Below are 24,128 nucleotides of genomic sequence, written 5' to 3' on the forward strand. Positions count from 1 at the left end.
CCACTATCGCCTATCAAATTGCTCGCGGGACTCCTTTATAGCTTCCATATTTTCTTTGGCCCAACCAACCAGTCCATGAATATATACCAACAATGACTTACCTCTTTCTGTAAGTTTGTATTCCACCCGAGGCGGTATCTCAGGATAAATTGTTCGAGATACGAGCCCGTCTGCTTCAAGAACACGAAGAGTTGATGTCAACATCTTTTGCGAAATTGAACCAATTGTTTTGTATAATTCATTAAAACGCATTTTTTCAACTCCTCCCAAAGCCAGCAAAACTAATACTGACCACTTGTCGCCAAAACGATCGAGCACATTACGGACCGGACAAGTTTCGTATCCTGAAAATATTCCCAATTCTTTTTCCATAGATAAAATACTGATAATCAACAAAACTTTCATCAAAGTAAGTATCTGTATAATTTGTACCTTATTGCAAATCAATAACTAACTATTTACCTTTGACTTACCAAAAGTAATTAAAAAACTTTAAGTAATTTAATATCAAAAATAAATTTAAAAAATGAGCAAAATATTAATTACAGGAGCAACAGGCAATTTAGGCAAACAGACCCTTCAATCATTAGTTTCAAAAACAGATGTCTCAAATCTCGCAGCCCTTGTTCGCGATGAATCAAAAGCAACTGATTTAAAAGAATTGGGTATTGAAATCAGAGTAGGTAATTATGACGACATTGCAAGCCTAACATCAGCTTTTCATGGAATTGACAAACTGTTTTTTGTTTCAGCAAGCGACATCGAAAAACGTTTACCTCAGCACAAAAACGTATTGGAAGCTGCCAAGGAAAATAGTGTTGAACATATCGTTTACACAAGTTTTGTAAGAAAAAATGAAACTGATTCTTCGCCGATTGCAGCCGTAGCCAAGGCACATATTTACAGCGAGGAATTTTTATTGGAATCGGGAATCGATTATACCATTTTAAGAAATACTTTATATATGGAATTTGCACCATATTTTATGGGAGATAAAGTTTTAGAAAACCGGATGGTATACCTGCCTTCCGGAGATGGCAAAGTAGCATTCCTGCTTCGTAGTGAAATGGCTGAAATTGCGGCCAATATCTTAACTTCAGAGGGCCATGAAAATAAAACTTATACACTGTCATCAGAAGAAGCATTTTCGTATGCTGACATCGCAAAAATAATTTCAAAAATAAGCGAAAAAGACATCAAATTTGTCTCTCCTCCGGTTGATGAATTTGTACAAACAATGCATAAAGCTGGTGTTCCGGAAGAAATGATTGGGATGAGTGTTGGTTTCGCACGGGCTATTCAGCAGGGTGAATTTGAAGCTACAAATCCTGAAATTTCAAAATTATTGGGTAGAAAAGTGGTTACGATAGAAGAATTTTTAAAACAGGTGTACGCGTAAGAGAGAGAATGTTGAAACGCCTTTATTCCGGTTCAGATTCCTGAACCGGATCTTTATATTATTTCTGTTTTAAAAGCCACTTTATTCTGTCAATCGAAAAAAAATAATGTACAAAAACAATCAATAAAAAAATTAAAGCCGCTGTTTGTGCTCCCAAATCAAATAACGCCCAGCAAACAAAACCAAAAAGAGAAAATTCAATTATCAACCTTAACATTCCAGGCGTTGCAATAACGGTTTTACCTGAACGTGAAGGGTCGTGTCTCACTGCGAAAATGCCCCAAAGGGCGGCAAACAAAACCGGCAGGCCAATCACAAACAAATAACGGTAGTTGCCTTGCTCCTGATTCCAAGCCCAAACAGCAGAGACAACCAGCATTACTATCTCCAGAATAAAACGAATTGCCATATTGATTGGATGTTTAGACATTTTCAAAATCTTGTTATTTACTTCATAAACACATTGTGAGTTTCAAAGTTTGAGATAAAACTCAATCTAACAAAAAGTCGAACCCTCAGTGATTGAAACTTTTACTACTTTTACCTGAATCTAAATCAATTTATAACAACAATGCAAAAGCTTTTCATTTTACTATTTCTTTTCGTTTCCTCTATTTCGAAATCGCAAAACACAGGTATTGCCTCAAAAGAAGACTGGATAAATCTATTCAACGGAACCGATTTAACAGGCTGGGAAATTAAAATTGCCGGAATTCCCACAGATCAAAACTACAAAAAAACGTTTGTTGCAGAAGATAGCATGATTCGTATTCGTTATGATAACTACGAGGAATTTGAGGACTATTTCGGACACATGTACTTTAAGAAACCATTTTCGTATTACAAATTAAGTTTTGACTACCGTTTTGTTGGAGAACAACTAAAAGGAGGCGCATCCTGGAATGTACGAAACAGCGGTATTATGTTACATTCGCAATCGGCGGAAAGCAACGACTACGGACAGGATTTCCCAGTTTCAATAGAGTTACAACTTCTGGGAGGTCTAAATCAGGGGGAACGTACCACAGCCAATGTATGTACCCCGGGAACTGCAGTTGAAATGGGCGATACCGTAAATTTTAACCATTGTATAAATTCCGCGTCGAAAACATATAACGGCGACCAGTGGGTACATGTGGAAGCAGTAGTTCTTGGCGGCGAACAAATGACATTTATTGTTGAAGGCGACACCGTATTAAACTTTCAAAAACCACAAATTACAAAAGGATTTATAAATGCCGGTATAGATAACGACTGGGAAAATTTTGGAATAACGGAAAGTAAAAATAACTGGCTGGCACGCGAAGGTGAAATTCTTACCGAAGGATATATTGCTTTACAGGCTGAAAGTCATCCTATTGATTTCAAAAATATAAAATTGCTAAACCTCTGTGGTTGTATGGATAAAAAAGCAAAAAATTACAAATCGTATTATATCAAAAATAAGCCTGAAAAATGTGAGTATTAAGCTTTCATAAAAATAGTTGAATAGAGCTTCTTTTATTTTGAAAATTTCTCCGCTACTCCTTTTAATACCTGACAATACATTAATCAAAAGCACTATACCAATACCAGTATAAAACATAAAAAAATCAGCTGCTTTTTTCTGAAGATAAGGCTCTGCAAAATTTAGGCAAAAAAATCCAAAAAATACAAACAGGTAAAACAAAAACAGGAAAAACAGGTTTTATTTAGAAAACGGGGTTTTAAATATGATAAAAAAGATTAAAAAAAAGTTTTTTACTGGGAATCAATAACTTAATTTTTTAAGAACTGTGTTATTTTTTCCTGAAGATAAAACTTCATTTATTAATCTTTTCAACTATCAGATTTACAAAATATTGACAATGGAAAATTCGTATAGTTTCATATTTTTTCATATATTATGAGGAATTTAACACTCTGACACCTATTTGTATTAAGAATGAATCAAACCGAAGGTTACATTAAAAAGCTTGAGGAAGAAAACCAAAATCTGAAAAGGCTTCTCGATGCCTCTGACAAAAAAGTATTAAGAAAGATGTTTAATTCCCACCAGGCTATAATGCTGATGATTGAGGAGGGAAGCGGACAGATTGTAGACGCCAATGAAGCGGCAGTTGCATTCTACAAGTATCCTAAAAACGAACTGTTGTCTCTAAAAATTGAAGACATCAATACGCTGTCTCCGGATGAAATAAAAAAGGAAAGAAAAAAAGTAGTCCGGGGAAAAAAGGACTATTTTATTTTCCCGCATCGGATTGCTGACGGAACGATCCGGCAGGTCGAGGTTTATACTTCGCTTTACGAGATAAATAAGAAACCAACTTTATTTTCTATTATTCACGATGTTACGGAACGAGTTGAAGCTGAAAAGGAATTGCGAAGAAACGAAGAAAAGTTTGTAAGCGCCTTTAAATCAAACCCAAACAGCATGATCATCAGCAGTCTTGACAACGGAAAAATATATGATGTAAATGACGCCTTTTTTGAACTTACAGGTCTAACCCGAAAAGATATTACAGGGGAGACAACTCTTTCAGTCGATTTATATGCCGATCCAAATGACCGGGATAAATTAATTCAAATTGTCAAAAAAACAGGATCAGTAAGAAATCTTGAGACAAGACTTCACCATCGATCTGGCAAAATACTGACTGTGCTTATATCAGGTGAACTGCTAAAAACAAGCGGGGACAGAACCATCATTACTACCATGCTTGATATTACACAAAGAAAGCAATTAAAAGATCAGCTGGAAAGTAACAATGTCCTGCTTCAAACCATATTCGATAGTGTCCCGGCGATGATTACCGTATATAACCCTGATTTGCAACAAATAAATGCTAACAAAGAATTTGAGAGGATAACCGGCTGGAGCGAAAGTGATATCAGAGAGAAAAATATAATGGAACTTGTTTATCCGGAAGCCGAATACAGGAAAAAAGCTGCAAAGTTTATGCAGTCGTTACAACCCGGATTTAAGGATTTTGTTATGACAGGGAAAGACGGAAACGAGATTGAGACCATTTGGGCAAATGTAAAATTGGAAGACGGCAGACAGGTTGGAATCGGCATTGACAACCGTGAAAGAAAAGCGGCACAAAAAGAACTACAACAAAGCCAGGAGATAATAAAAGCTGCTCTTTACAGTATGACTGACGCTGTATTTATTTTTGATCCCAAGCTCAAGCTTCTTTATTACAATGACACTTTTGTTACCTTTCACAGATTTAAAAACAGAGAAGAGTGCCCCGATGTACTTACTGAATATAATGAATTTCTCACACTTTTTTTCCCTGATGAAACCCCTGCACCAGTTAAAGACTGGCCTGGGACAAAAGCTTTAAAGGGCGAATCGGCCACAAATGCTGAATATATTTTATTAAGAAAAGATACCGGCGAAAAATGGGTTGGCAGTTACAGTTACGGTCCGATCATTTCAAATGACGGAAAAATTACCGGTGCAGTAATAGTTGTACGCGATGTAACCCAACAAAAAAACGCTGAAGTAGAACGCGAATATTTATTGAAACAGCTGGCACTAGACAAACAGGCACTCGCTGAATCAGAACAACGTTACCGTATAATGGGTGAGTCGGTTGATTATGGCGTATGGGCAACTGATGCCGAAGGAAAGGCAATTCATATCAGCGAATCGTTTTGTAAAATGGTAGGTAAATCATTTGAAGAAATACAGGAGTTTGGTTGGATTGATACTTTAGTTCCTGAACAACAACGAGAAGTGATGGATTTATGGATGGACTCTGTAAATACAGGCAAGCGTTTTGAACATGAACATAAATTTTTAACTCAGGATGGCAAGGTTAAAATGGTACTGGCCATTGGAATGCCCATAAAAGATAAGAATGATAAAGTCGTTTCATGGGCAGGAATTAATCTTGATATTACCGACAGAAAGAAAATTGAGCTACAACTGGAAGAAAAAAATAACCACCTGACCAAACTAAACGATGTACTTGAAGACTTTTTTAAAATCGCTGCGCACGATCTTCGGTCCCCTATCCAGAACCTCATCGACATTAACGAACTTGTAAAACAGTCGGCACCGGAAGAAAAATTTACGCTTATTGAGATGCTCGAACCCATAACCATTCGTTTAAAACGAACGGTCGACGGGCTTATGGAGGCAGTAAGTCTTCAAACAAAACAGGAATTAGCTATTGCACAAATCAGATTTATAAAAGTATGGAAAGAAGTTGCCGCTGAGTTAAGCAATCAAATTACAAATTTTAAAGGAACAATTGAGACCGATTTTGAAGATGCGCCCGAAATTCATTTTATTGAAGCTCACCTAGTCAGTATTTTACGTAATTTGGTTTCAAATTCAATAAAATACGCTTCTGAAGTAAAAAATTCATTTGTGAGAATTTCAACAAAAAAAGAAGGAGAATCAGTACTTTTAAGCGTAGAAGACAATGGAATTGGCATTAATCTAAAAAATGCCGGCTCCGAATTGTTTAAACCTTTCAAAAGATTCACTTCGAAAGTGGAAGGTACTGGAATGGGGCTTTATATTGTAAAAAATATTGTAGAAAAAAATGGAGGTTATGTACGGGTGGAAAGTAAAGTAAACAAGGGCACAATTTTTTATTGTTATTTAAAAGAATACACAACATAAAAAATCAAATGTCATCAGACAAAAATTTTGTTGAATTTATAGTTGACCAAATTGAAAACGCCGGAGAGATTAGTTTCCGCAAGATGTTTGGAGAATATGGAGTTTATTCCGGTGGCAAACTGTTCGGACTAATCTGCGATAATAAATTATTTATAAAACCCACCGTTTCCGGCAGAACATTTATTGGCGATATAATTGAAGCGCCCCCTTATCCCGGAGCCAAAACAAGCTTTTTAATTGAAGACAAAATAGAAGACCGGGAATGGTTAAGTGAATTGGTTAGGATAACCGTAAAAGAACTGCCCGACCCCAAACCCAAAAAAAGAAAAAAATAAGTCTGGAGCCTTTTAATCTTCACTACATATTAAAAAAAGCAGAACAGGCGGATAAAGGAATTTCAAATAAGAAGAAAAGAAATAAACAGCGCAAATAATGTTTGTTTTTCTTTTTTATCAAATTTGACAAAAGTTAAAAATTGATTTTTTTGATGTGAAGTAAACAAAAACAATGCGTTACAATATTTCATAAAAATATTCTTCGATTCAGACTAAATTTTGATGTCCGTTTTACAAAAAAAGCCACTCCGAAAAACGAAGTGGCTTCTCCAAAATTACGGTCAGATTTACTTTTTAATTACTTTTCCAACAATTAGATTCTCTTTCCCAATTAATCGATAGGTATATAGTCCCGATTCCCATTCCCGGGTTCTTACAACACGGATGTTTTCTCCCGCTACCAATTGAACTTTTTCTGAAATTTTTAATCTTCCAAGTAGATTATAGAACTCGATTCTAATTTCTTCTGCTTTCTCACAAATAATATTTAAAGAGAGTGTATTATTAAACGGATTTGGATAGACTTCACAAGCAAATTGTTCCTCATCCACAATAATCACGGAGGTAGCTTCGCAAACGTCTCCTACTCCATCATTGTCGGCATCAAGTTGATCGGCGTTTGCAGTTAACGGGCAATTGTCATATTCATTTAATACTCCATCCCCATCAATATCGTCATCACATTCGTCCCCTTCTCCGTCAGCATCAGAATCCAGCTGAAGTTCATTTACAACAAACGGGCAATTGTCGTTATTATTCAACACGCCGTCGTCATCAATATCGCCGTCGCAGCTGTCCCCTTTCCCATCTCCATCGGTATCGACCTGATCATTATTGGGTGTTACCGGGCAATTGTCCTGGTCATTCAAAATCCCGTCGCCATCAATATCATCATCGCACATATCTCCTATTCCATCGTAATCAGAATCCTGCTGATATAAATTAAATACCAGCGGACAATTGTCATAAACGTTAAGAATCTCGTCGCCGTCAATATCATTATCACAGATATCTCCTACACCATCCTTGTCAGCGTCAGCCTGGTCAGAATTTTCGGTCAAAGGACAATTATCGGTAACATCCGGGACTCCATCTCCGTCGGTATCATCTTCACAAATATCGCCAATGCCATTATTGTTTACATCGGTCTGGTCGGCATTGGCCACATAGAGACAATTATCAGAATCATTTAAAACACCGTCGCCATCAATATCTCCATCGCAAACATTACCAATGCCATCGCCGTCAGAATCTTCCTGCCCGCTATTTGGCGTTACCGGGCAATTGTCAGCATTATTCGGAATACCATCGCCATCTATGTCATTATCACACAAATCTCCTGTACCGTCGCCATCGGTATCAATCTGTTCTTTGTTTGATATATACGGGCAATTATCTATATCATTTAAAATTTCGTCGCCATCAATATCATCATCACACACATCGCCAATACCATCATTATCCGTATCAATTTGATTGGTGTTTTGTACTAACGGGCAATTGTCCATTGAGTCTGGTATGCCATCTGCATCTGCATCATTTTCACACACATCACCAATACCATCACTGTCTGTATCCGTCTGGTCAGCATTGGAAACATAAATACAATTGTCATTGCTATTTAATACACCATCCCCGTCAATATCATCATCGCAAATATCGCCGACTCCGTCGCTGTCAGAATCTGTCTGGTCGGCATTGACTATTAGCGGGCAATTGTCTTCATCATTCAGAACGCCATCGCCATCAATATCGTCGTCACATACATCACCAATTCCGTCTTTGTCGAAATCTTTCTGATTTAAGTTTGATACATAGGGACAATTATCATCGTCATTCAGAACTGTATCTCCATCAATATCGTCGTCACAAACGTCTCCAATCCCGTCGCTATCAACATCTTCCTGATTTGAATTTGCAACGTACGGACAATTATCTATATCGTTTGTTATTCCATCACCATCAATATCATCGTCACATAGATCTCCGATTCCGTCTTTGTCTGTATCGTTCTGGTCGGCGTTTTGTGTATAAGGGCAATTGTCAATATCATCGTCTATTCCATCGTTATCGGTATCATAATCGCAGGCATCGCCTTCGCCATCGCCATCATAATCTGCCTGGTCGGCATTTGCTATTGTTGGGCAATTGTCAACATTATTGGGAATGCCATCGCCATCAATATCATCATCACACACATCGCCAATACCATCTTCGTCAACATCTTCCTGTCCCGGGTTGTAAACAAGAGTACAGTTGTCTGCTGCGTCAATAATGTCATCTCCGTCAGAATCCTTATCTTCATTATCGAGGTAAGCATTAATATCGTCAACAGCAAAGCCCCATGAAATGGTATCGGTGTTTATATTTCCGTATAAATCACCAACACCGGTTAGCTTTATTAAAAGGTAATCACCATTATCAACACCGGTAAATGAAGAATTAAAAACAAGCATACTGTCAGAACACCCCCATTGGATATCTACCGGGGTATACCCTTGAGTTACGTTTAAAAATTTGACATTATTTTCATCAATAAGACTACAATCGATAGCTTCATTAAAAGCCACATAAATGTAATCTTCATTTTGCAGATTATCAGATAATGGACGTGGGTAGCCCAACACTTCCGGAGCATTTCTGTCAACCTTTGCTTCTATGCTGTTTGAGTAACTTTCCGAACTGCCATTTGTTATTTCTGCTCTGAAAACAAAGTCGCCATCTTCAACATTATAGACAGGGACAACAATATCTGTAGTATTCTCATTTAAATCTTCCACCAAAACCTCTTTCAATGTGGTCCAAAAAGTAGCATCCTTTTCACGCACCTCAATAAAACAATAATCGATAGTTGTTGTGTCATAATCAGAAAGCGTCATTTTCATTTCATTTTCCGTAATAACATCTTTCTCTGAAGCAATTGTCATATCGCTGCATTCGGAAGGATAGAAGACGCTAAGATAAACATCATCAGAAATATCACTTTCACACTCGGACTCAAGTGTAAATTTCAAATCCGGATAAGCAGTTGTTTTTAAAGGCCCCTTGGCAATGGTTACCGTTGCAAATACAGATTCGAATGCAGGGATGGTATAAGGTATTTTTTCTCCACCGCCAACGGTGTTCCCTCCCACTGTAACAACTGCTCCATCGGGATTACTGGTAGCGTCGAACATTAAATTATAAACCATATCTTCATTACTGTCGCTTAAATTTGTTAGTTCAAGAACAAAAACTCCTCTTTCAGTATTCGATGAAAGTGTCTGGTTATAAACGTCAGCTTCTAATTGAAGTCTTTCGCGATGTTGCGTTTTTTCTTCGTAAGGACAACTCGAACGACCTGCTACGGTATTAAAAGCCGGTGTCCCGTAAACCTGGTCTTTCAAAACATCAACACTGAAATAATCGCCTGAGTCGTCGTCCTGCAAAACATAACCAACCGTTTGTGAATTTGTTTCAGTGGTAGTGCTTGATTCGCCAATTTCAGCTTTAACTGAAACGCCCACGCCCGCAGTCCCCCCGGAGCCGCCTACTAAGCATCCTGCCTCAACAGCAACCTCGGCATCAACATATACAGTATACTCAAGACTCATTGAACGTGTTGAAGACGATTCGACAGATGACTCGTAATTTACTCCGGAACTAAAAGACACATTCTCTACAAACTCTGCTTTTTCAATATTGTCATGGTTATTTTCTATCATTTGCCGCCAAACATCAGCCTGAGTCAAATATCTTTCTGCTTCCAAATCATCGCCGTCCAGTTCTTCATAATATGCCAATTCTTCCAATTGAGGAATTAAGGTTTGGGAAATATGTTCTTCCGAATACATAAAAGTTGTATTGAACCCATCCGGGGCAACAATAAGTTCAGTACTTTTTACCGGCTCACATTTATCGTAGTCGTAGGTTATTACATCCGTAAGGGCATAAATTAAATTTAGCGCCCCGCCTACATATACATCTCCATCAGCGCCGGTAATTTCATCACTTGATGTTTCAAACCGTTCGGTGTTGGTAACCGTATAAATCAATTCGTTATTTTCAACTGATGTTGCACCTATAGTTGTAGAAACACCAACCGAGCCCCAGATTTCAGTTTCGGTATTGAGGAACCCTGAGCCTGCTTCAAATTTCACCCCAAGCCTTGCCTCGGCCCAAGCATTTACAGCTCCCTCCTTGAGTGTACTAAAACTCATGGAGTTTTCGATGGTCGTACTTTCTTCAAGATAACTGTAACTTGCGTCTCCCGGTGGGTCGTGTAGAATGAGGAAAGGCATGGAAGGCGTAACAGTGGTAAATGTATTGTCCCGGGGATTGTTACCAACAACCAGGATATCTATTTTACCCGAAAAAACTTCATTGTTCCCCAAATAAACAGTTGCGTAAAATTCTTTTAAAAAATCTCCGGTAATTTTAGGTTTGCCCGGGACTATTGTCAGGGTGTCGATCCCGTCTTCAAAAAATAATGTGTCGTAAGAGAAATTTTCTGATTCAATATTTTGCTGCACAATAATATAACCGCCGTTAGCATCACACACTTTTCCATTTAACTCTTCGGTAACATGGAAAACAATATCACTTGTATCTCCCTGTTCCATAATAACCAAATTGCACAACGAAGAGTAATTGTCCCCCCAGTCAATATTGAGTTCCGGTGGAAGTATATAAGTTGCATTATAGCTTGTATCGTTGTATGTAAGGTCTATAACATCGGGTCTAAAGTAGGCCAATACGTCGTTGGTCTTTACCATATTTTCATCAATGGAAGTGAAGGATTCCACATCAATTGTATATTTACGAGCCGGCAAATCTACTGAATAGTATCCGGTTGTATCTGTTTCTACCAGCATACTGAAATATCCGTCAACATCGGAAATGCGGAGTTTTGCCTGCCCAATATAAGTATTGCAGCTTGCTGAAATATATCCATCGAGTTTGAATTCAGTGGTATCAATAAAATTAACTCCTTCTATATTGTCCAAAATATTCATTGTTACTGACGGAGGGGAGAACAGATGGGAATCCAGAGCCGGAGTAAGTTCATGCTCACCCGCCATTAGAATTGCCACTGCAAAATTACCTGCCGAATCAGTAACAAACCCCTGACTGTTGTCATCGTCCAATAAGATATCTACGCCGGATAAAGGGTAATTTCCAGCAGGTGTCCTTTGTAATACCTTTCCCTGCACAATAAGCGACGTTGTATCTTTAAATCTAATATCTGTTTCCTGGTTATGAGCTGTTGTCAATGAAACGGTATCTTTTGAAGGATCAAAATTATGATCTTCCAATACAGGATAGACTACAAAATCAGAACTTTCGTTATAGTAAACTTTATCAATTGAAAATTTTCCCTGCCCGTTTGTCATTGTAGAATAATAAGTGGTGGTATCCGACTCAACTGTGCCTATACGTTTAGCAATCACTTTGACATTTGGCAGCCCACTCTCAGAATTGGTGACTACTTTTCCTGATATTATGCCGTCGGGTAAAAGCCTTCCATTTGTTGAGTCGCGAAGATAGCCCCCTGGTATTGAAGTAACGAGATAATTATAATAGTAACCGGGCACGATCGAGGAACTTTCGTCTGCAGCGCTTGTTAGTGAAGGTAAGTCATTGTAACTTTCACGGTAATTATCATATACATAATCATAGGTTCGCCGTTCAACAACATAGCCGGTAACTTCCGGTGCAGTTGTTTTATTCCAATTCAGAACAATTGATTGTGACTTATCGGTACTGGCCTGTAAATTCATTTCAAAACATTCGCCCGTTTCATGTTCATCGTCATCGTAGTCTTCATAAGGATAGTAATCGGTATAATGACGCATCGCACAACCATCTACATCTAACTGGTCACCATAATTGGGCAAAATTTCATAATAACATGCCTGAAGCTCATAATTAAAAATATCTCCTGCTGACAGACCTCGATGATAAAAATAGAAACAGCCGTTTTCTTCGTCAACCTCAACGTTGCTTACTCCTGAGTTATTATCAAACAGCAATGCGACCCATTTTTTACTTCCATCGGCATTTTCTTTGTAAAGCCTCATTTTACTCGATTTCTCATAGGCCCATAAATGCTTGTCATGTACCTTAACCTTAATAAAGTTGCTGTAACATGACGAGCACTCTTCGATATAAACAGCCGGAACTTGAAGAGTATGATTTTTTGAAACAGAAAAAGGATGGGATGTATGATATATATTAAATCTCATGTACCAGTAATTGACCTTCATTGTAACGCTTATTTCTTCCCCCGGATAAAAATCGGTTATATCTACATCCGTAAAACGATAATACGAAGCATATGGATTATCCAGAGTATCTATAGCTGTTGTTTTTGATAGCGGTCTGGATTTACTGGAAATAACAAATTGTACCGTAATGTATTCGGACGCATCATATATACTTGGTCCCAGATCAGCAACAAGAGTGATTTCTCCGTCACGATTGTCAATTATATATAGGTCATAATTCGGTTCAGCTGCAACCGTGCTCTTTGTGAGGCTTAAAACGCAAATGACCATTACGCATAAGCGCAAAAAAAATGTGTGGGTAAAATTCTTCATATTTTTAGATATTACTGTTAAATAAGATATATTTCACATTATTCAATAGTTAAGCTTATCGCTCAGACTTTCTTCACTGCTGACGAACTGTTTTTTTAGATCAGAACCTGAAAAGGATATCAATCCGAGAAAAATATTCCGACTTATTGAATAGCAAAAAAGACGAAACATATCACCCCTACAAAAAAGGCAAGACAGATCCATGATTCCTGGTTTTTATTTTTCTTAATACAAATTACACATTCAACCACGGTAAATTTAGCTGCATTAGCTATTCGAGGACGGAAACACCCCCCTAACAAAATCTTAACTTTTACGGTTTTATTGAAAATAAATGAGAAATGTTGGGAGTTTTGTCCTGATTTATTAAAAATTGCGAATTAAAGACTGAAAAAATTAAATAATCTACTGAATTTCTATTTCAGAAATTACAGTATATAAGTTTTCATGATTTGCCAATCCCATCTTTTTGCGTAGCCGGCTTCGGGCCACATCAACACTTTGCTGACTTTTACCTGTAATTAACGCTATCTCTTTTGAAGAAAGCTTCATTTTAATAAATGCGCAAAGTTTATTTTCGCTGGCAGTTAAGTTTTGATATTTCTTATTAAGCGCGCTGTAAAAATGCGGATGAACAGTGGTAAAATGGCTTTCAAACTCGTTCCAGTGATTATTGTTTGTGTTTGATTTCAAATTTGACATCAATTCGAGCAGCTGACTCTTTTGAATTTTTTCCTGGTCTTTAAGCTTTGACAGCTGCTTCAAAATAGTTTTTTGCATCGATTCTTTTTGTGAAATAACAATGGCTTTGTAGGTTAAATCGCGGTTCTTTTTATCAATAGCCTTGCTCAGCCCTTCAAGCTCCCTTTCTTTTTCAAGTTTTTCGTTTTTTAATTGAGTAATATCGAGTTGCCTTTTTATTCTAATCAGCCGTTCATTATTATGAGTAAAATTTATTGCAATTGCAAACAATAGTATTTCAATATAAAACCCTACCTGATAAATATAAATGTGCTCAACTGATATATAAAACAAATTGGCAATTATAGCTGCACCTCCACCTGCCGCCAAAAACAATGAACCAGAGAGAATTATTTTTACTGTAAGCGGTACTTTACGAATCAGGAGGAAAAATATTAAAACAATTGCAATGCCATTCACAACCGACAAAACATCGCCAATGTGAATTGCCACACTATATCTAAAAAGTGAAATGATAATAACAACAACACTCAATGATAATATAACAGAAGCATATCTGAAAATCAACTTTCTGTAGTCTCTAAAATTCTCTTCGTTTAAAGCATAGTGAAGAAAAAAGAAGTAAAACGGTTGCGCTAATAAAATGCTAAAAAAGAACATTTTATTTACCAAAGGATGTTGAGGAAACCAAAATAATTCGATATAGCCGTAATAAAAAAAGAAATATAAGCTGGCAATAGCTATATAGATAAAATAACTTAAATAAAGTTTTTCGCGGGTTAAAAGAAAAAGAACCAAATTAAAGAGGCACAATATGGCAATAACGCCGGTAAAAAAACTTTGAACTATATCTGTTTTTGTTTTAAAGTGTTGATAGTCCTCCAAACTAATGATATTCATTGAAGGAAACGATAATGTATCAAAACCTGCTCTTTTTACTCTTAAATAGACCGTGGTTTGCGTTCCCCTGGTTTTTGTCATCAAAACCTTATCTTTAAAAAATCCTTCAAAAGAACGATTAGATAGTGGAATATAAGAGCCACCAAGATATTTTAAAGTTTTACTTTCGGACAGAACCTGAACCAGCTGAATTTCAGCAAAAAAATCATTAAAATGAATAAAATATGAGTCCTTATTTAACTTTTGATTATCAAAAGTGAGTCTAAACCAATAATATACATTTGGACTTAGTGTTTCATTCTTATAAGCAGTAAACATTTTATTGGTCATTTCTGCTTCGGAAAAATCCTGAATTTTATCTCCAGGAAGATATTGGATTGATATTAGTGATTCCGGGTAATTGGGTTGTCCACCCGCAAACAGTTTTACAGGTAGAACAAAAAGAAAAATGAAAATTATTTTAGTCATATGGTTATAAAACAAATCCATCTCAATTGGGCTAGTCCTCTTTGGCTTGCAGATAATAATGTCACATAAAAATAGTTTTTTATCTATTCACGACCGCATAAAACTATAGATTTCATTGTTAATGAGATAGCAATTTCCGTCATTCTTTTTCAGCTCAAGCTCATTTCTTGAGAATAAAGAAAATCCTTAAAGTTGACTATCCCCATGCCAGAGCAGAGGAGTATTTCGCCAACTTTATTTTCAGCAACAATGCTGAAAAGTTAGATTTTCTTTATTGATTCACCCCTCTACTCTCCCCCATCTGGCGGATGACATCTCCCCTGATTTCAGGGGAGAGTATAAGGTAACCCCGAGGCTTTGCCTCGGAGAATTATTTGATTAAAAGTTTTAGTTTTTACAATAAAAACGAAAAAGCCACTCCGAAAACGAAGTGGCTTTAAGAATTTATTTTAATTCTGCTACAATTCGAACTTATAGGTTCCAAGATCACTTAGTTCAGAAACCCGGATATATTCAGCATGTGATTTTACCTGGGCTTTGGCAAAAGTAATGTAATTTTTGGCTGAACGCAGGAATGAATCATTGCGGTTAGTATCAAGCAGTAGCAAGTAACTCATAATAATGTGTCCGGCCATTTCAACCAAACGGCGGGCATGGAAATCGACAAACTCGTTATCGTCTGTTGAAGTTACTTTTTTCACTGCCTGTTCATACTCATCAGTAAGAATAATCAGCGAACGTTTCAGGTATTCCAGCTGTGGTGAAACCGCCTGAGATTCGTAGTAACGAATCTGGTTCAGAAAAGCACCGGTTGTTACGCCGCGAATAGCAGCTACTACCTGTAACTGTGTTGTTCCTTCATAAATTGAGGTAATTCGGGCATCGCGGTAGATACGTTCTACCGGATAATCCTTCATAAAACCCGAACCGCCATGAATCTGGACAGCATCGTAAGCCAGTTGGTTGCTGTACTCACTTGCCATTCCCTTTACAAGCGGAGTATAAACATCGGCCAAACGCTGATATTTTTTCATTTCTGCACGTTCATCTTTTTCAAGAGTACGTTCTTCAGAAATATGCTGGTATGTTTTATACATATCAACAAAACGTGCGGTCTCGTATAACAAGGTTCTTGAGGCATCCAGTTTAGCTTTCATCATAGAGAGCATTTCGTAGACAGCAGGAAATCGAATAATTGCCTTTCCAAACTGCATTCTTTCTTTGGCATATTCTATCGCTTCGCGGTAAGCAGCCTCACTAACACCAACTGATTGGGCAGCAATTCCAAGACGAGCGCCATTCATCAATGCCATTACATATTTAATCAAACCCAATTTCCGGGAACCAACCAACTCAGCCGGAGCATTTTTGAAAACCAATTCACAGGTAGGCGAGCCAATGATTCCCATTTTATGTTCGATACGGCGAACGGTTACTCCACCTTGCTGTTTGTCGTATATAAACATCGAAAGTCCACGACCATCTTTTGTTCCTGGCTCTGAACGAGCCAACACAAGAGAAATTTCTCCGTCGCCGTTGGTGATAAAACGTTTTACTCCATTTAACAACCAAACATTCTTCTTTTCATCCCAGGTAGCTTTTAACTGAACCGCCTGCAAATCGGAACCTGCATCAGGCTCGGTCAGGTCCATTGCCATCGTGTCGCCTTTGCACACACGTGGCAGATATTTTTCCTTTTGTTCTTCCGAAGCAAATTCGTTGATGGTTTCAGCGCAATCCTGCAATCCCCAAATATTTACAAAACCTGCATCGGCACGCGATACAATATCAGCCGCCATAATATATGGTACAATCGGAAAATTGAGACCTTCATATTTATAAGGCAAAGACATTCCCATCAAACCAGCTTTGTTTAATGCGTCGATGTTTTCCTGTGTCCCACGGGCATATATAACATGCCCATCAACTACCTGAGGTCCTTCCGCATCTATACTTTCCGCATTCGGGCCAACAATATCTCCGCAAATTTCACCCACTATCTCCAGCACTTTATCGTAGCTGTCGACTGCATCTTCGTGATCCATCGGAGCAAATGAAAATTCATCTTTAAAAGAAAAATCCCGTTCTTTTAAGCGAACAATCTTCTCCATCAACGGGTGGTTCAAATGGAATTTTAAGTCGCTGTTATCTGTATAATAATTTGCCATTTTAGTTCATATTAAATGTCAACACTATTTTGTATTCGTTTTATAATACTTGATCATCTTGGGAACGATGTTAGCAATATCTCCTGTAATCACATAATCTGCAATGGAATTAATCGGAGCTTCAGGATCGGTATTGATTGCAATAATCTGGGCCGATTGTTCCATTCCTGCACGGTGCTGGATTTGCCCTGAAATACCACAAGCGATATATAATTTTGGACGAACCGTTAAACCAGTCTGACCAATTTGCCTTTCGTGTTCCACATAACCGGCATCAACAGCTGCACGCGATGCGCCAACTTCGCCCCCCAATACCTCGGCAAGTTCATGTAACAGCTGAAAATTCTCTTTAGAACCAACACCGTAACCGCCGGCAACAATAATAGGAGAACCTTTGATATTCAACTTGCTTTTTTCCATATGCCGCTCAATGATTTCGACAACAAAATCGGTGTCATTCACATATTTCGACACATCAAGTTTTACTGTTTTCCCTTTGTATTTCGGATCAAGAATGCTCTTTTTCATTACACCTTCTCGAACCGTTGCCATTTGTGGACGGCAATCCGGATTTATGATGGTGGCAATAATATTTCCTCCAAAAGCAGGACGAATCTGGTACAGCAAATTCTCATACTTTTTGTCCGCTTTTTTATCGTAATGTTCGCCTATGACCAAACTTGTACAATCGGCTGTTAAACCACTGTGTAATGCAGAAGATACTCTGGGACCAAGATCGCGGCCTATGGACGAAGCCCCCATTAGGGCAATCTGAGGTTTTTCTTCTTTAAACAGGTTTACGATGATTGAAGTATGTGGTAAGGTTTGATAAGGATACAACCTTTTATCGTCTGCCAAATACAGCGCATCTACGCCATAAGGAATTATCTGCTCAGCAATTCCTTCAAGTTGATTGCCAATGGCAATCGCTTCCAGTTTACATTTTAGTTCATTAGCCAGCGTTCTCCCCTTGGTCAGCAATTCCTGACTTACCTCGGCTACCTGGCCGTCTTCTATTTCGCAATAAACAAATACATTATTCATTTCTTTCTAATTTACAAGGGTATAACTATCCGATGGTATGACTCTCAATAAGTTCAAGCATCATATTCTCAATATCTGCATCGTTGTCTGAAATAATTTTGGAATCTTTTGCCTGAAGCACGACATTCTCAATGGATTTTACTTTGGTTGGAGAACCAGTCAAGCCCAGTTGGGATTTATCTGTTTCAATATCATTAACCGTCCATTCCGGAATATTTAACTCCGGGCGATCGTTATACAGATGCGTATAATCCTCATTTTCTTTTTGTAGCTCGGTAACTGTTTTTGCTCTTTTGTAGGTCATTAACAACTTGGCATTTCGTGCGCGGCACTCCGGAGCTGAACCATTTACCGTAATCACCAGAGGCAGCGGGCATTTTACAGTTTCCACACCTCTCTCCAACCTGCGTTTTAATACAATAGTATTGTTCTTAAGTTCTTTTACTTCTTCAACATAAGTCACCTGAAGCATATTTAACTTTTCAGCAACCTGCGGCCCTACCTGTGCAGTATCTCCATCAATGGCCTGACGACCTGCAATCACCAGGTCTACTGTTTCAATCTTTTTTAAAGCCTGCCCCAGGGCGTACGAGGTAGCCAAAGTATCAGACCCGGCAAATGCCCTGTCGGTAAGCAAAATACCCCCATCTGCTCCACGATATAAACCTTCGCGAATAATATCTGCAGCACGTCCCGGCCCCATTGTAAGAATTCTAACTGTTGTCCCGGGAAATTTATCTTTAATCCGTAAAGCCTGTTCCAGCGCATTTAAATCCTCCGGGTTAAAAATAGCCGGAAGTACAGCGCGGTTAACCGTCCCGTCAGCTTTCATTGCATCTTTGCCAACGTTCCTCGTATCAGGAACCTGTTTGGCCAAAACAATAATGTTGTAAGCTTTCATCTATACTTGATTTAATTAAATTTTTTAAATTTTGCTTTGAGGAAAACACGAAATTCTTTTGCTCTTGGCAAGAAGAGAGGCAAATATAAATATTCACCCTAAAGAAATCAAGACACCCAAACCAAGGTTCATAAAAATTGCTTCATTGCCAAACAAAATGCGGGTTATCATCCATTTCTATTTGAAAGATATGGCCCTAAACCCTTTTGAATATTGACTTTAAAACAATCAAACAAATGCTTCTAAAATTCCCGCGTTATACGATACTTTGTTATTTATATTTATTTTAATTAAGAAAGAATCGATTTGCAGCATTTTTTACAAAAAAAAAGAGGAATCAAAAACTGATCCCTCTTACATATTTTATAAGATCCTTTATTAAGCCTGAGCAGTCGGCCCGCCAAAATTCATGGGCGGCATCATTGAATCGTTGCCCGGTTTCACATTTTTTATAGGTCCGTGAATAGACTCATATTTTTTAATGTTATCCTGCAAAGCCATTAACAAACGTTTGGCGTGTTCCGGAGTTAAAATTATCCGTGACTTCACATTTGCTTTTGGCACTCCCGGCATTATCCGAACAAAATCAACAACAAATTCTGAACTTGAATGTGTTATAACGGCAAGGTTTGAATATACCCCTTGTGCAACGTCCTCACTCAACTCGATATTTAATTGTTGTCCTTTTTGTTTTTTATCATCCATGATGTTGCTCTTTTTACTCTATTTAGGATCTTTTCAAGTCGATCAATTGGTCATATTCTGATTTTGACCCTACTACAAGGTTCTTATATTCTTTCAACCCTGTACCAGCAGGAATCAGGTGACCACAAATTACGTTTTCTTTCAATCCGTCGAGATAATCGGTTTTACCGTTTATCGCTGCTTCATTGAGAACTTTTGTTGTTTCCTGGAAGGAAGCTGCTGATAACCAACTGCGTGTTTGCAACGCCGCTTTAGTAATCCCCTGAAGAATCTGGCTTGATGTTGCGGGAATTGCGTCCCTCGCTTCAACCAGCTTTTTATCTCTTCTTCTCAACTGGGAATTTTCATCTCTTAATCTTCTGGCCGAGATAATCTGACCTGACCTCAAACCTTCAGCATCACCGGACTCGATAACAACTTTTTTGTTATAAATCCAGTCGTTTTCAGAGATAAACTCATTTTTATCAACAACTTGTTTTTCAAGGAAGCGTGTATCACCCGGGTCATCGATTTCAACTTTTCGCATCATTTGGCGAATAATGATTTCATAATGTTTATCATTAATTTTCACACCCTGCATACGGTAAACGTCCTGCACTTCATTCAAAATGTATTCCTGAACTGCTGTCGGACCTTTAATAGCCAAAATATCAGAAGGAGTTGTAGCTCCGTCGGAAAGCGATGTTCCTGCCCGAATATAATCGTTCTCCTGAACCAAAATCTGTTTTGAAAGTGGTACCAAGTATTTTTTAACGTCGTTATTTTTGGTGGTAACGATAATTTCGCGGTTACCTCTTTTGATTTTACCCAGAGAAACCTCACCATCAACCTCCGAAACAACTGCAGGATTTGAAGGATTACGAGCCTCGAATAACTCGGTAACACGTGGCAAACCACCAGTGATATCGCCTGCTTTACCGGCAGCGCGGGGAATTTTAACCAAAACAGTACCTGCTTTAACTTCCTGATTATTGGATACGGCAATATGACCACCAACCGGAAGGTTGTATGAACGGATCATCTCGCCTTTTTTATCCATGATTTTCAGGGTCGGGTTTTTGGTTTTATCCCTGGTTTCGATAATTACTTTCTCGCTGTAACCGGTTTGTTCATCTGATTCTTCGCGATAAGTAATACCATCAATAAGGTTTTCAAACTCAATGGTTCCGTCAAATTCAGTAATAATTACACCATTAAACGGGTCCCATTCGCATATTAATTTTCCTTTTCTTATTTCTTCACCATTTTTCACATACAATTTTGAACCATATGGGATGGGGTGAGTAGACAAAGGAATATTTGTATTTTTATCAATAATTTTTAATTCAGCCAAACGACTTACAACAATATCGATTCCTTTTCCTTCATCGTCTTTGCGCTCAACCGAACGAAGTTCTTCAATTTCAACATAACCATCGTATTTTGATTCAACCTGTGATTGAGCTGAAATGTTACCTGCGATACCACCCACGTGGAATGTTCGTAATGTAAGCTGTGTTCCTGGTTCACCAATCGACTGTGCAGCAATTACCCCAACAGCTTCACCTTTTTGAACTTTTTTGCCCGTAGCCAGGTTTCTGCCGTAACATTTAGCACAAACCCCTACTTTTGATTCACAAGTTAAAACCGAACGGATTTCAACACTCTCAATCGGAGATTCTTCAATTACACTTGCAACTTCTTCGGTAATTTCGTCACCTGACTTAACAATCAGATTCCCGTTCAACGGGTGATAGATATCATGAACTGATGTGCGGCCAATAATTCGGTCGAAAAGCGATGCAACAACTTCCTCGTTATTTTTAATTGCAGTAGCGACCAAACCACGTAATGTTCCGCAGTCATCTTCGGAAATGATAACATCCTGAGCAACATCAACCAAACGACGGGTAAGATAACCAGCATCAGCAGTTTTTAGTGCGGTATCAGCCAAACCTTTACGCGCACCGTGAGTTGAAATAAAGTACTCCAACACCGAAAGACCTTCTTTAAAGTTGGCCAAAATCGGGTTCTCAATAATCTGCGAACCGGTTGATCCTGATTTCTGTGGTTTTGCCATCAATCCCCTCATTCCGCAAAGCTGACGAATCTGTTCTTTCGATCCACGGGCACCAGAGTCAAGCATCATATAAATAGAGTTAAAGCCTTGTTTATCTGTGCTCAACGTCTTCATTACTGAGTGAGTAAGCTTTGAGTTTGCATGCGTCCAAATATCAATAACCTGATTATATCTTTCATTATTGGTAATGAATCCCATGTTATAATTGCTGATAACCTCTTCTACTTCTGCATAACCATCGCCAACAATTCCTTCCTTATCTTCAGGAATGATAACATCATCAAGGTTAAACGACAATCCACCGCGATAAGCCATGTTGTATCCAAGATTTTTGATATCGTCGAGGAATCCAACAGTTACCGCATTTCCGGATTTCTTAAATACATCTGAGATAATTGTACGAAGCGACTTTTTAGTCAGTAACTGATTTATATAACCAGCTTCTCCTGGAACGTACTCATTGAAAAGAACGCGACCGACAGTAGTTTCAATAATATGTTTGAAATATTCGCCGTTTTCGTCTACGTCTTCAACTTTAAGTTTAATTACTGCATGAAGATCAATCACTTTTTCGTAAAAAGCAATTAATACTTCTTCTGCTGAATAAAATGTCATTCCTTCTCCTCTTGAACCTTTACGTGGCTTGGTCATATAATATAAGCCAAGAACCATATCCTGCGACGGAACCTGAATCGGAGCACCGTTGGCGGGGTTCAAAAGGTTATGCGAAGCAAGCATCAATAATTGCGCTTCCAGAATTGCCGCATTTCCCAGCGGTAAGTGAACAGCCATCTGGTCGCCGTCGAAGTCGGCGTTAAATCCTGTACAAACCAGCGGGTGAAGCTGGATTGCTTTGCCCTCTATTAATACAGGTTGGAAAGCCTGAATTGACAATCGGTGCAATGTGGGCGCACGGTTTAACATCACCGGGTGCCCCTTTAATACATTTTCGAGGATTTCCCATACAACCGGATCTTTTCGGTCAACAATCTTTTTGGCCGATTTTACCGTTTTTACAATCCCTCTTTCAATCAGTTTACGAATTACAAAAGGTTTGTATAATTCGGCTGCCATATCTTTTGGAAGACCACATTCATGGATTTGTAATTTGGGACCTACCACAATTACAGAACGTGCGGAATAGTCGACACGTTTTCCCAAAAGGTTTTGACGGAAACGACCTTGTTTCCCTTTTAAACTATCGGAAAGTGATTTTAATGCGCGGTTATTTTCTGTTTTTACGGCATTTACTTTCCTTGAATTATCAAATAGCGAATCCACAGCTTCCTGCAGCATTCGTTTTTCATTTCTTAAGATTACCTCGGGTGCCTTGATTTCGATCAATCGTTTCAAACGGTTGTTTCGAATGATTACTCTTCGGTAAAGGTCATTCAAATCAGATGTTGCAAAACGACCACCATCAAGCGGAACCAAAGGGCGCAGGTCGGGAGGAATTACAGGAACAACGCGAACAATCATCCATTCCGGACGGTTCAGGTTTTTACTTGCCCTGAATGCTTCAACAACCTGCAGACGTTTCAATGCTTCGTTTTTACGCTGTTGCGAAGTTTCGGTATTTGCTTTATGACGAAGTGTATAAGAAAGATCATCCAAATCGAGCCTGCTTAATATTTCATACAAAGCTTCAGCTCCCATTTTTGCAATAAATTTGTTTGGATCATCATCGTCAAGGAACTGGTTATCTTTTGGAAGCGTATCCAAAATATCAAGATATTCCTCTTCTGTCAGGAAGTCAAGCTCTTTCACCCCATCAACTGATTTAACCCCAGGATTAATTACAACATATCGTTCATAATAAATAATGGAATCAAGTTTTTTGGTTGGAAGACCTAACAAATAACCAATTTTGTTTGGTAACGATCTGAAATACCAAATATGTGCAACAGGCACAACCAGTGAAATGTGCCCCATTCTTTCACGACGCACTTTTTTCTCTGTAACTTCCACACCACAACGGTCGCAAACAATTCCTTTATAGCGGATTCGTTTGTATTTACCGCAATGGCATTCGTAGTCTTTTACGGGCCCAAAAATCCGCTCGCAAAAAAGACCATCCCGCTCAGGTTTATATGTTCTGTAGTTAATTGTCTCTGGTTTCAATACTTCGCCAAACGACCTCTCCAGAATTTCTTCAGGAGATGAAAGACTTATTGAAACTTTAGAAAAACTACTTTTTGCTTTGTTATCTTTTCTGAATGCCATAATACTAATTAAAAATCATTATAAC

General features: G+C 38.3%; 13 protein-coding genes. 4 read left to right on the top strand and 9 right to left on the bottom strand.

All coding sequences use genetic code 11. The features are described from left to right. Positions 1-3: 3 nt before the first annotated feature. The gene (locus GM418_RS05195) at positions 4-372 is read right to left on the bottom strand and encodes a winged helix-turn-helix transcriptional regulator (protein ID WP_158872493.1); all 369 of its coding nucleotides are present in this window, start codon (positions 370-372) and stop codon (positions 4-6) included. A 154-nt stretch (positions 373-526) separates the two neighbouring features. Here GM418_RS05195 and GM418_RS05200 point away from each other — a divergent pair, with 154 nt between their 5' ends. Continuing rightward, positions 527-1,399, top strand: a complete 873-nt coding sequence (locus GM418_RS05200) for an SDR family oxidoreductase (RefSeq protein ID WP_158863844.1) — start codon at positions 527-529, stop codon at positions 1,397-1,399. Positions 1,400-1,457: 58 nt separating this feature from the next. Here the strand turns inward: GM418_RS05200 and GM418_RS05205 are convergent, their stop codons facing one another. Then, positions 1,458-1,829: a YrdB family protein gene (locus GM418_RS05205; RefSeq protein WP_158863846.1), complete on the bottom strand. Its 372-nt coding sequence runs from the start codon at positions 1,827-1,829 to the stop codon at positions 1,458-1,460. 141 nt (positions 1,830-1,970) lie between these two features. Here GM418_RS05205 and GM418_RS05210 point away from each other — a divergent pair, with 141 nt between their 5' ends. The 3 genes from GM418_RS05210 (at position 1,971) to GM418_RS05220 (ending at position 6,355) form a co-directional block, all read left to right on the top strand. Further along, positions 1,971-2,867 carry a 3-keto-disaccharide hydrolase gene (locus tag GM418_RS05210; protein ID WP_158863848.1) on the top strand — a complete coding sequence of 299 codons (897 nt, stop codon included), beginning with the start codon at positions 1,971-1,973 and terminating at the stop codon, positions 2,865-2,867. Between the two features lie 456 nt (positions 2,868-3,323). Next, positions 3,324-6,020: a PAS domain S-box protein gene (locus GM418_RS05215; RefSeq protein ID WP_158863850.1), complete on the top strand. Its 2,697-nt coding sequence runs from the start codon at positions 3,324-3,326 to the stop codon at positions 6,018-6,020. An 8-nt stretch (positions 6,021-6,028) separates the two neighbouring features. After that, positions 6,029-6,355, top strand: coding sequence for a TfoX/Sxy family protein (locus GM418_RS05220; RefSeq protein ID WP_158863852.1), 327 nt, complete (start codon positions 6,029-6,031; stop codon positions 6,353-6,355). Positions 6,356-6,642: 287 nt separating this feature from the next. Here GM418_RS05220 and GM418_RS05225 read toward each other — a convergent pair whose 3' ends face one another. The 7 genes from GM418_RS05225 to rpoC form a co-directional block, all read right to left on the bottom strand. Then, on the bottom strand, positions 6,643-12,933 hold the full coding sequence (locus GM418_RS05225; RefSeq protein ID WP_158863854.1) for a thrombospondin type 3 repeat-containing protein: 6,291 nt from the start codon (positions 12,931-12,933) through the stop codon (positions 6,643-6,645). A 405-nt stretch (positions 12,934-13,338) separates the two neighbouring features. After that, the gene (locus GM418_RS05230) at positions 13,339-15,003 is read right to left on the bottom strand and encodes a 7TM diverse intracellular signaling domain-containing protein (protein ID WP_158863856.1); all 1,665 of its coding nucleotides are present in this window, start codon (positions 15,001-15,003) and stop codon (positions 13,339-13,341) included. A 458-nt stretch (positions 15,004-15,461) separates the two neighbouring features. Beyond that, positions 15,462-17,171 (bottom strand): acyl-CoA dehydrogenase family protein, encoded by a 1,710-nt coding sequence (locus GM418_RS05235; RefSeq protein WP_158863858.1) that lies wholly within the window; start codon positions 17,169-17,171, stop codon positions 15,462-15,464. A gap of 24 nt (positions 17,172-17,195) precedes the next feature. Further along, positions 17,196-18,215 (bottom strand): electron transfer flavoprotein subunit alpha/FixB family protein, encoded by a 1,020-nt coding sequence (locus GM418_RS05240; RefSeq protein WP_158863860.1) that lies wholly within the window; start codon positions 18,213-18,215, stop codon positions 17,196-17,198. Between the two features lie 25 nt (positions 18,216-18,240). After that, entirely contained in the window at positions 18,241-19,116 is an 876-nt protein-coding gene (locus tag GM418_RS05245; protein WP_158863862.1) for an electron transfer flavoprotein subunit beta/FixA family protein, read from the bottom strand. Positions 19,117-19,494: 378 nt separating this feature from the next. Next, positions 19,495-19,821 (bottom strand): DUF3467 domain-containing protein, encoded by a 327-nt coding sequence (locus GM418_RS05250; protein WP_158863864.1) that lies wholly within the window; start codon positions 19,819-19,821, stop codon positions 19,495-19,497. 22 nt (positions 19,822-19,843) lie between these two features. Beyond that, a complete protein-coding gene (rpoC, locus tag GM418_RS05255; RefSeq protein WP_158863866.1) occupies positions 19,844-24,103 on the bottom strand; it encodes a DNA-directed RNA polymerase subunit beta' in 4,260 nt (1,419 codons plus the stop codon). Positions 24,104-24,128 lie beyond the last annotated feature (25 nt).

Origin of the sequence: Maribellus comscasis (genome assembly GCF_009762775.1) — a bacterium.
In the GTDB taxonomy this organism is placed as follows: Bacteria; Bacteroidota; Bacteroidia; order Bacteroidales; family Prolixibacteraceae; genus Draconibacterium; species Draconibacterium comscasis.

What these genes read in the sequence shown, in the direction of transcription:
- GM418_RS05195 (WP_158872493.1), bottom strand. Translation starts at nt 372, where the DNA reads ATGGAAAAAGAATTGGGAATATTTTCAGGATACGAAACTTGTCCGGTC.
- GM418_RS05200 (WP_158863844.1), top strand. Translation starts at nt 527, where the DNA reads ATGAGCAAAATATTAATTACAGGAGCAACAGGCAATTTAGGCAAACAG.
- GM418_RS05205 (WP_158863846.1), bottom strand. Translation starts at nt 1,829, where the DNA reads ATGTCTAAACATCCAATCAATATGGCAATTCGTTTTATTCTGGAGATA.
- GM418_RS05210 (WP_158863848.1), top strand. Translation starts at nt 1,971, where the DNA reads ATGCAAAAGCTTTTCATTTTACTATTTCTTTTCGTTTCCTCTATTTCG.
- GM418_RS05215 (WP_158863850.1), top strand. Translation starts at nt 3,324, where the DNA reads ATGAATCAAACCGAAGGTTACATTAAAAAGCTTGAGGAAGAAAACCAA.
- GM418_RS05220 (WP_158863852.1), top strand. Translation starts at nt 6,029, where the DNA reads ATGTCATCAGACAAAAATTTTGTTGAATTTATAGTTGACCAAATTGAA.
- GM418_RS05225 (WP_158863854.1), bottom strand. Translation starts at nt 12,933, where the DNA reads ATGAAGAATTTTACCCACACATTTTTTTTGCGCTTATGCGTAATGGTC.
- GM418_RS05230 (WP_158863856.1), bottom strand. Translation starts at nt 15,003, where the DNA reads ATGACTAAAATAATTTTCATTTTTCTTTTTGTTCTACCTGTAAAACTG.
- GM418_RS05235 (WP_158863858.1), bottom strand. Translation starts at nt 17,171, where the DNA reads ATGGCAAATTATTATACAGATAACAGCGACTTAAAATTCCATTTGAAC.
- GM418_RS05240 (WP_158863860.1), bottom strand. Translation starts at nt 18,215, where the DNA reads ATGAATAATGTATTTGTTTATTGCGAAATAGAAGACGGCCAGGTAGCC.
- GM418_RS05245 (WP_158863862.1), bottom strand. Translation starts at nt 19,116, where the DNA reads ATGAAAGCTTACAACATTATTGTTTTGGCCAAACAGGTTCCTGATACG.
- GM418_RS05250 (WP_158863864.1), bottom strand. Translation starts at nt 19,821, where the DNA reads ATGGATGATAAAAAACAAAAAGGACAACAATTAAATATCGAGTTGAGT.
- rpoC (WP_158863866.1), bottom strand. Translation starts at nt 24,103, where the DNA reads ATGGCATTCAGAAAAGATAACAAAGCAAAAAGTAGTTTTTCTAAAGTT.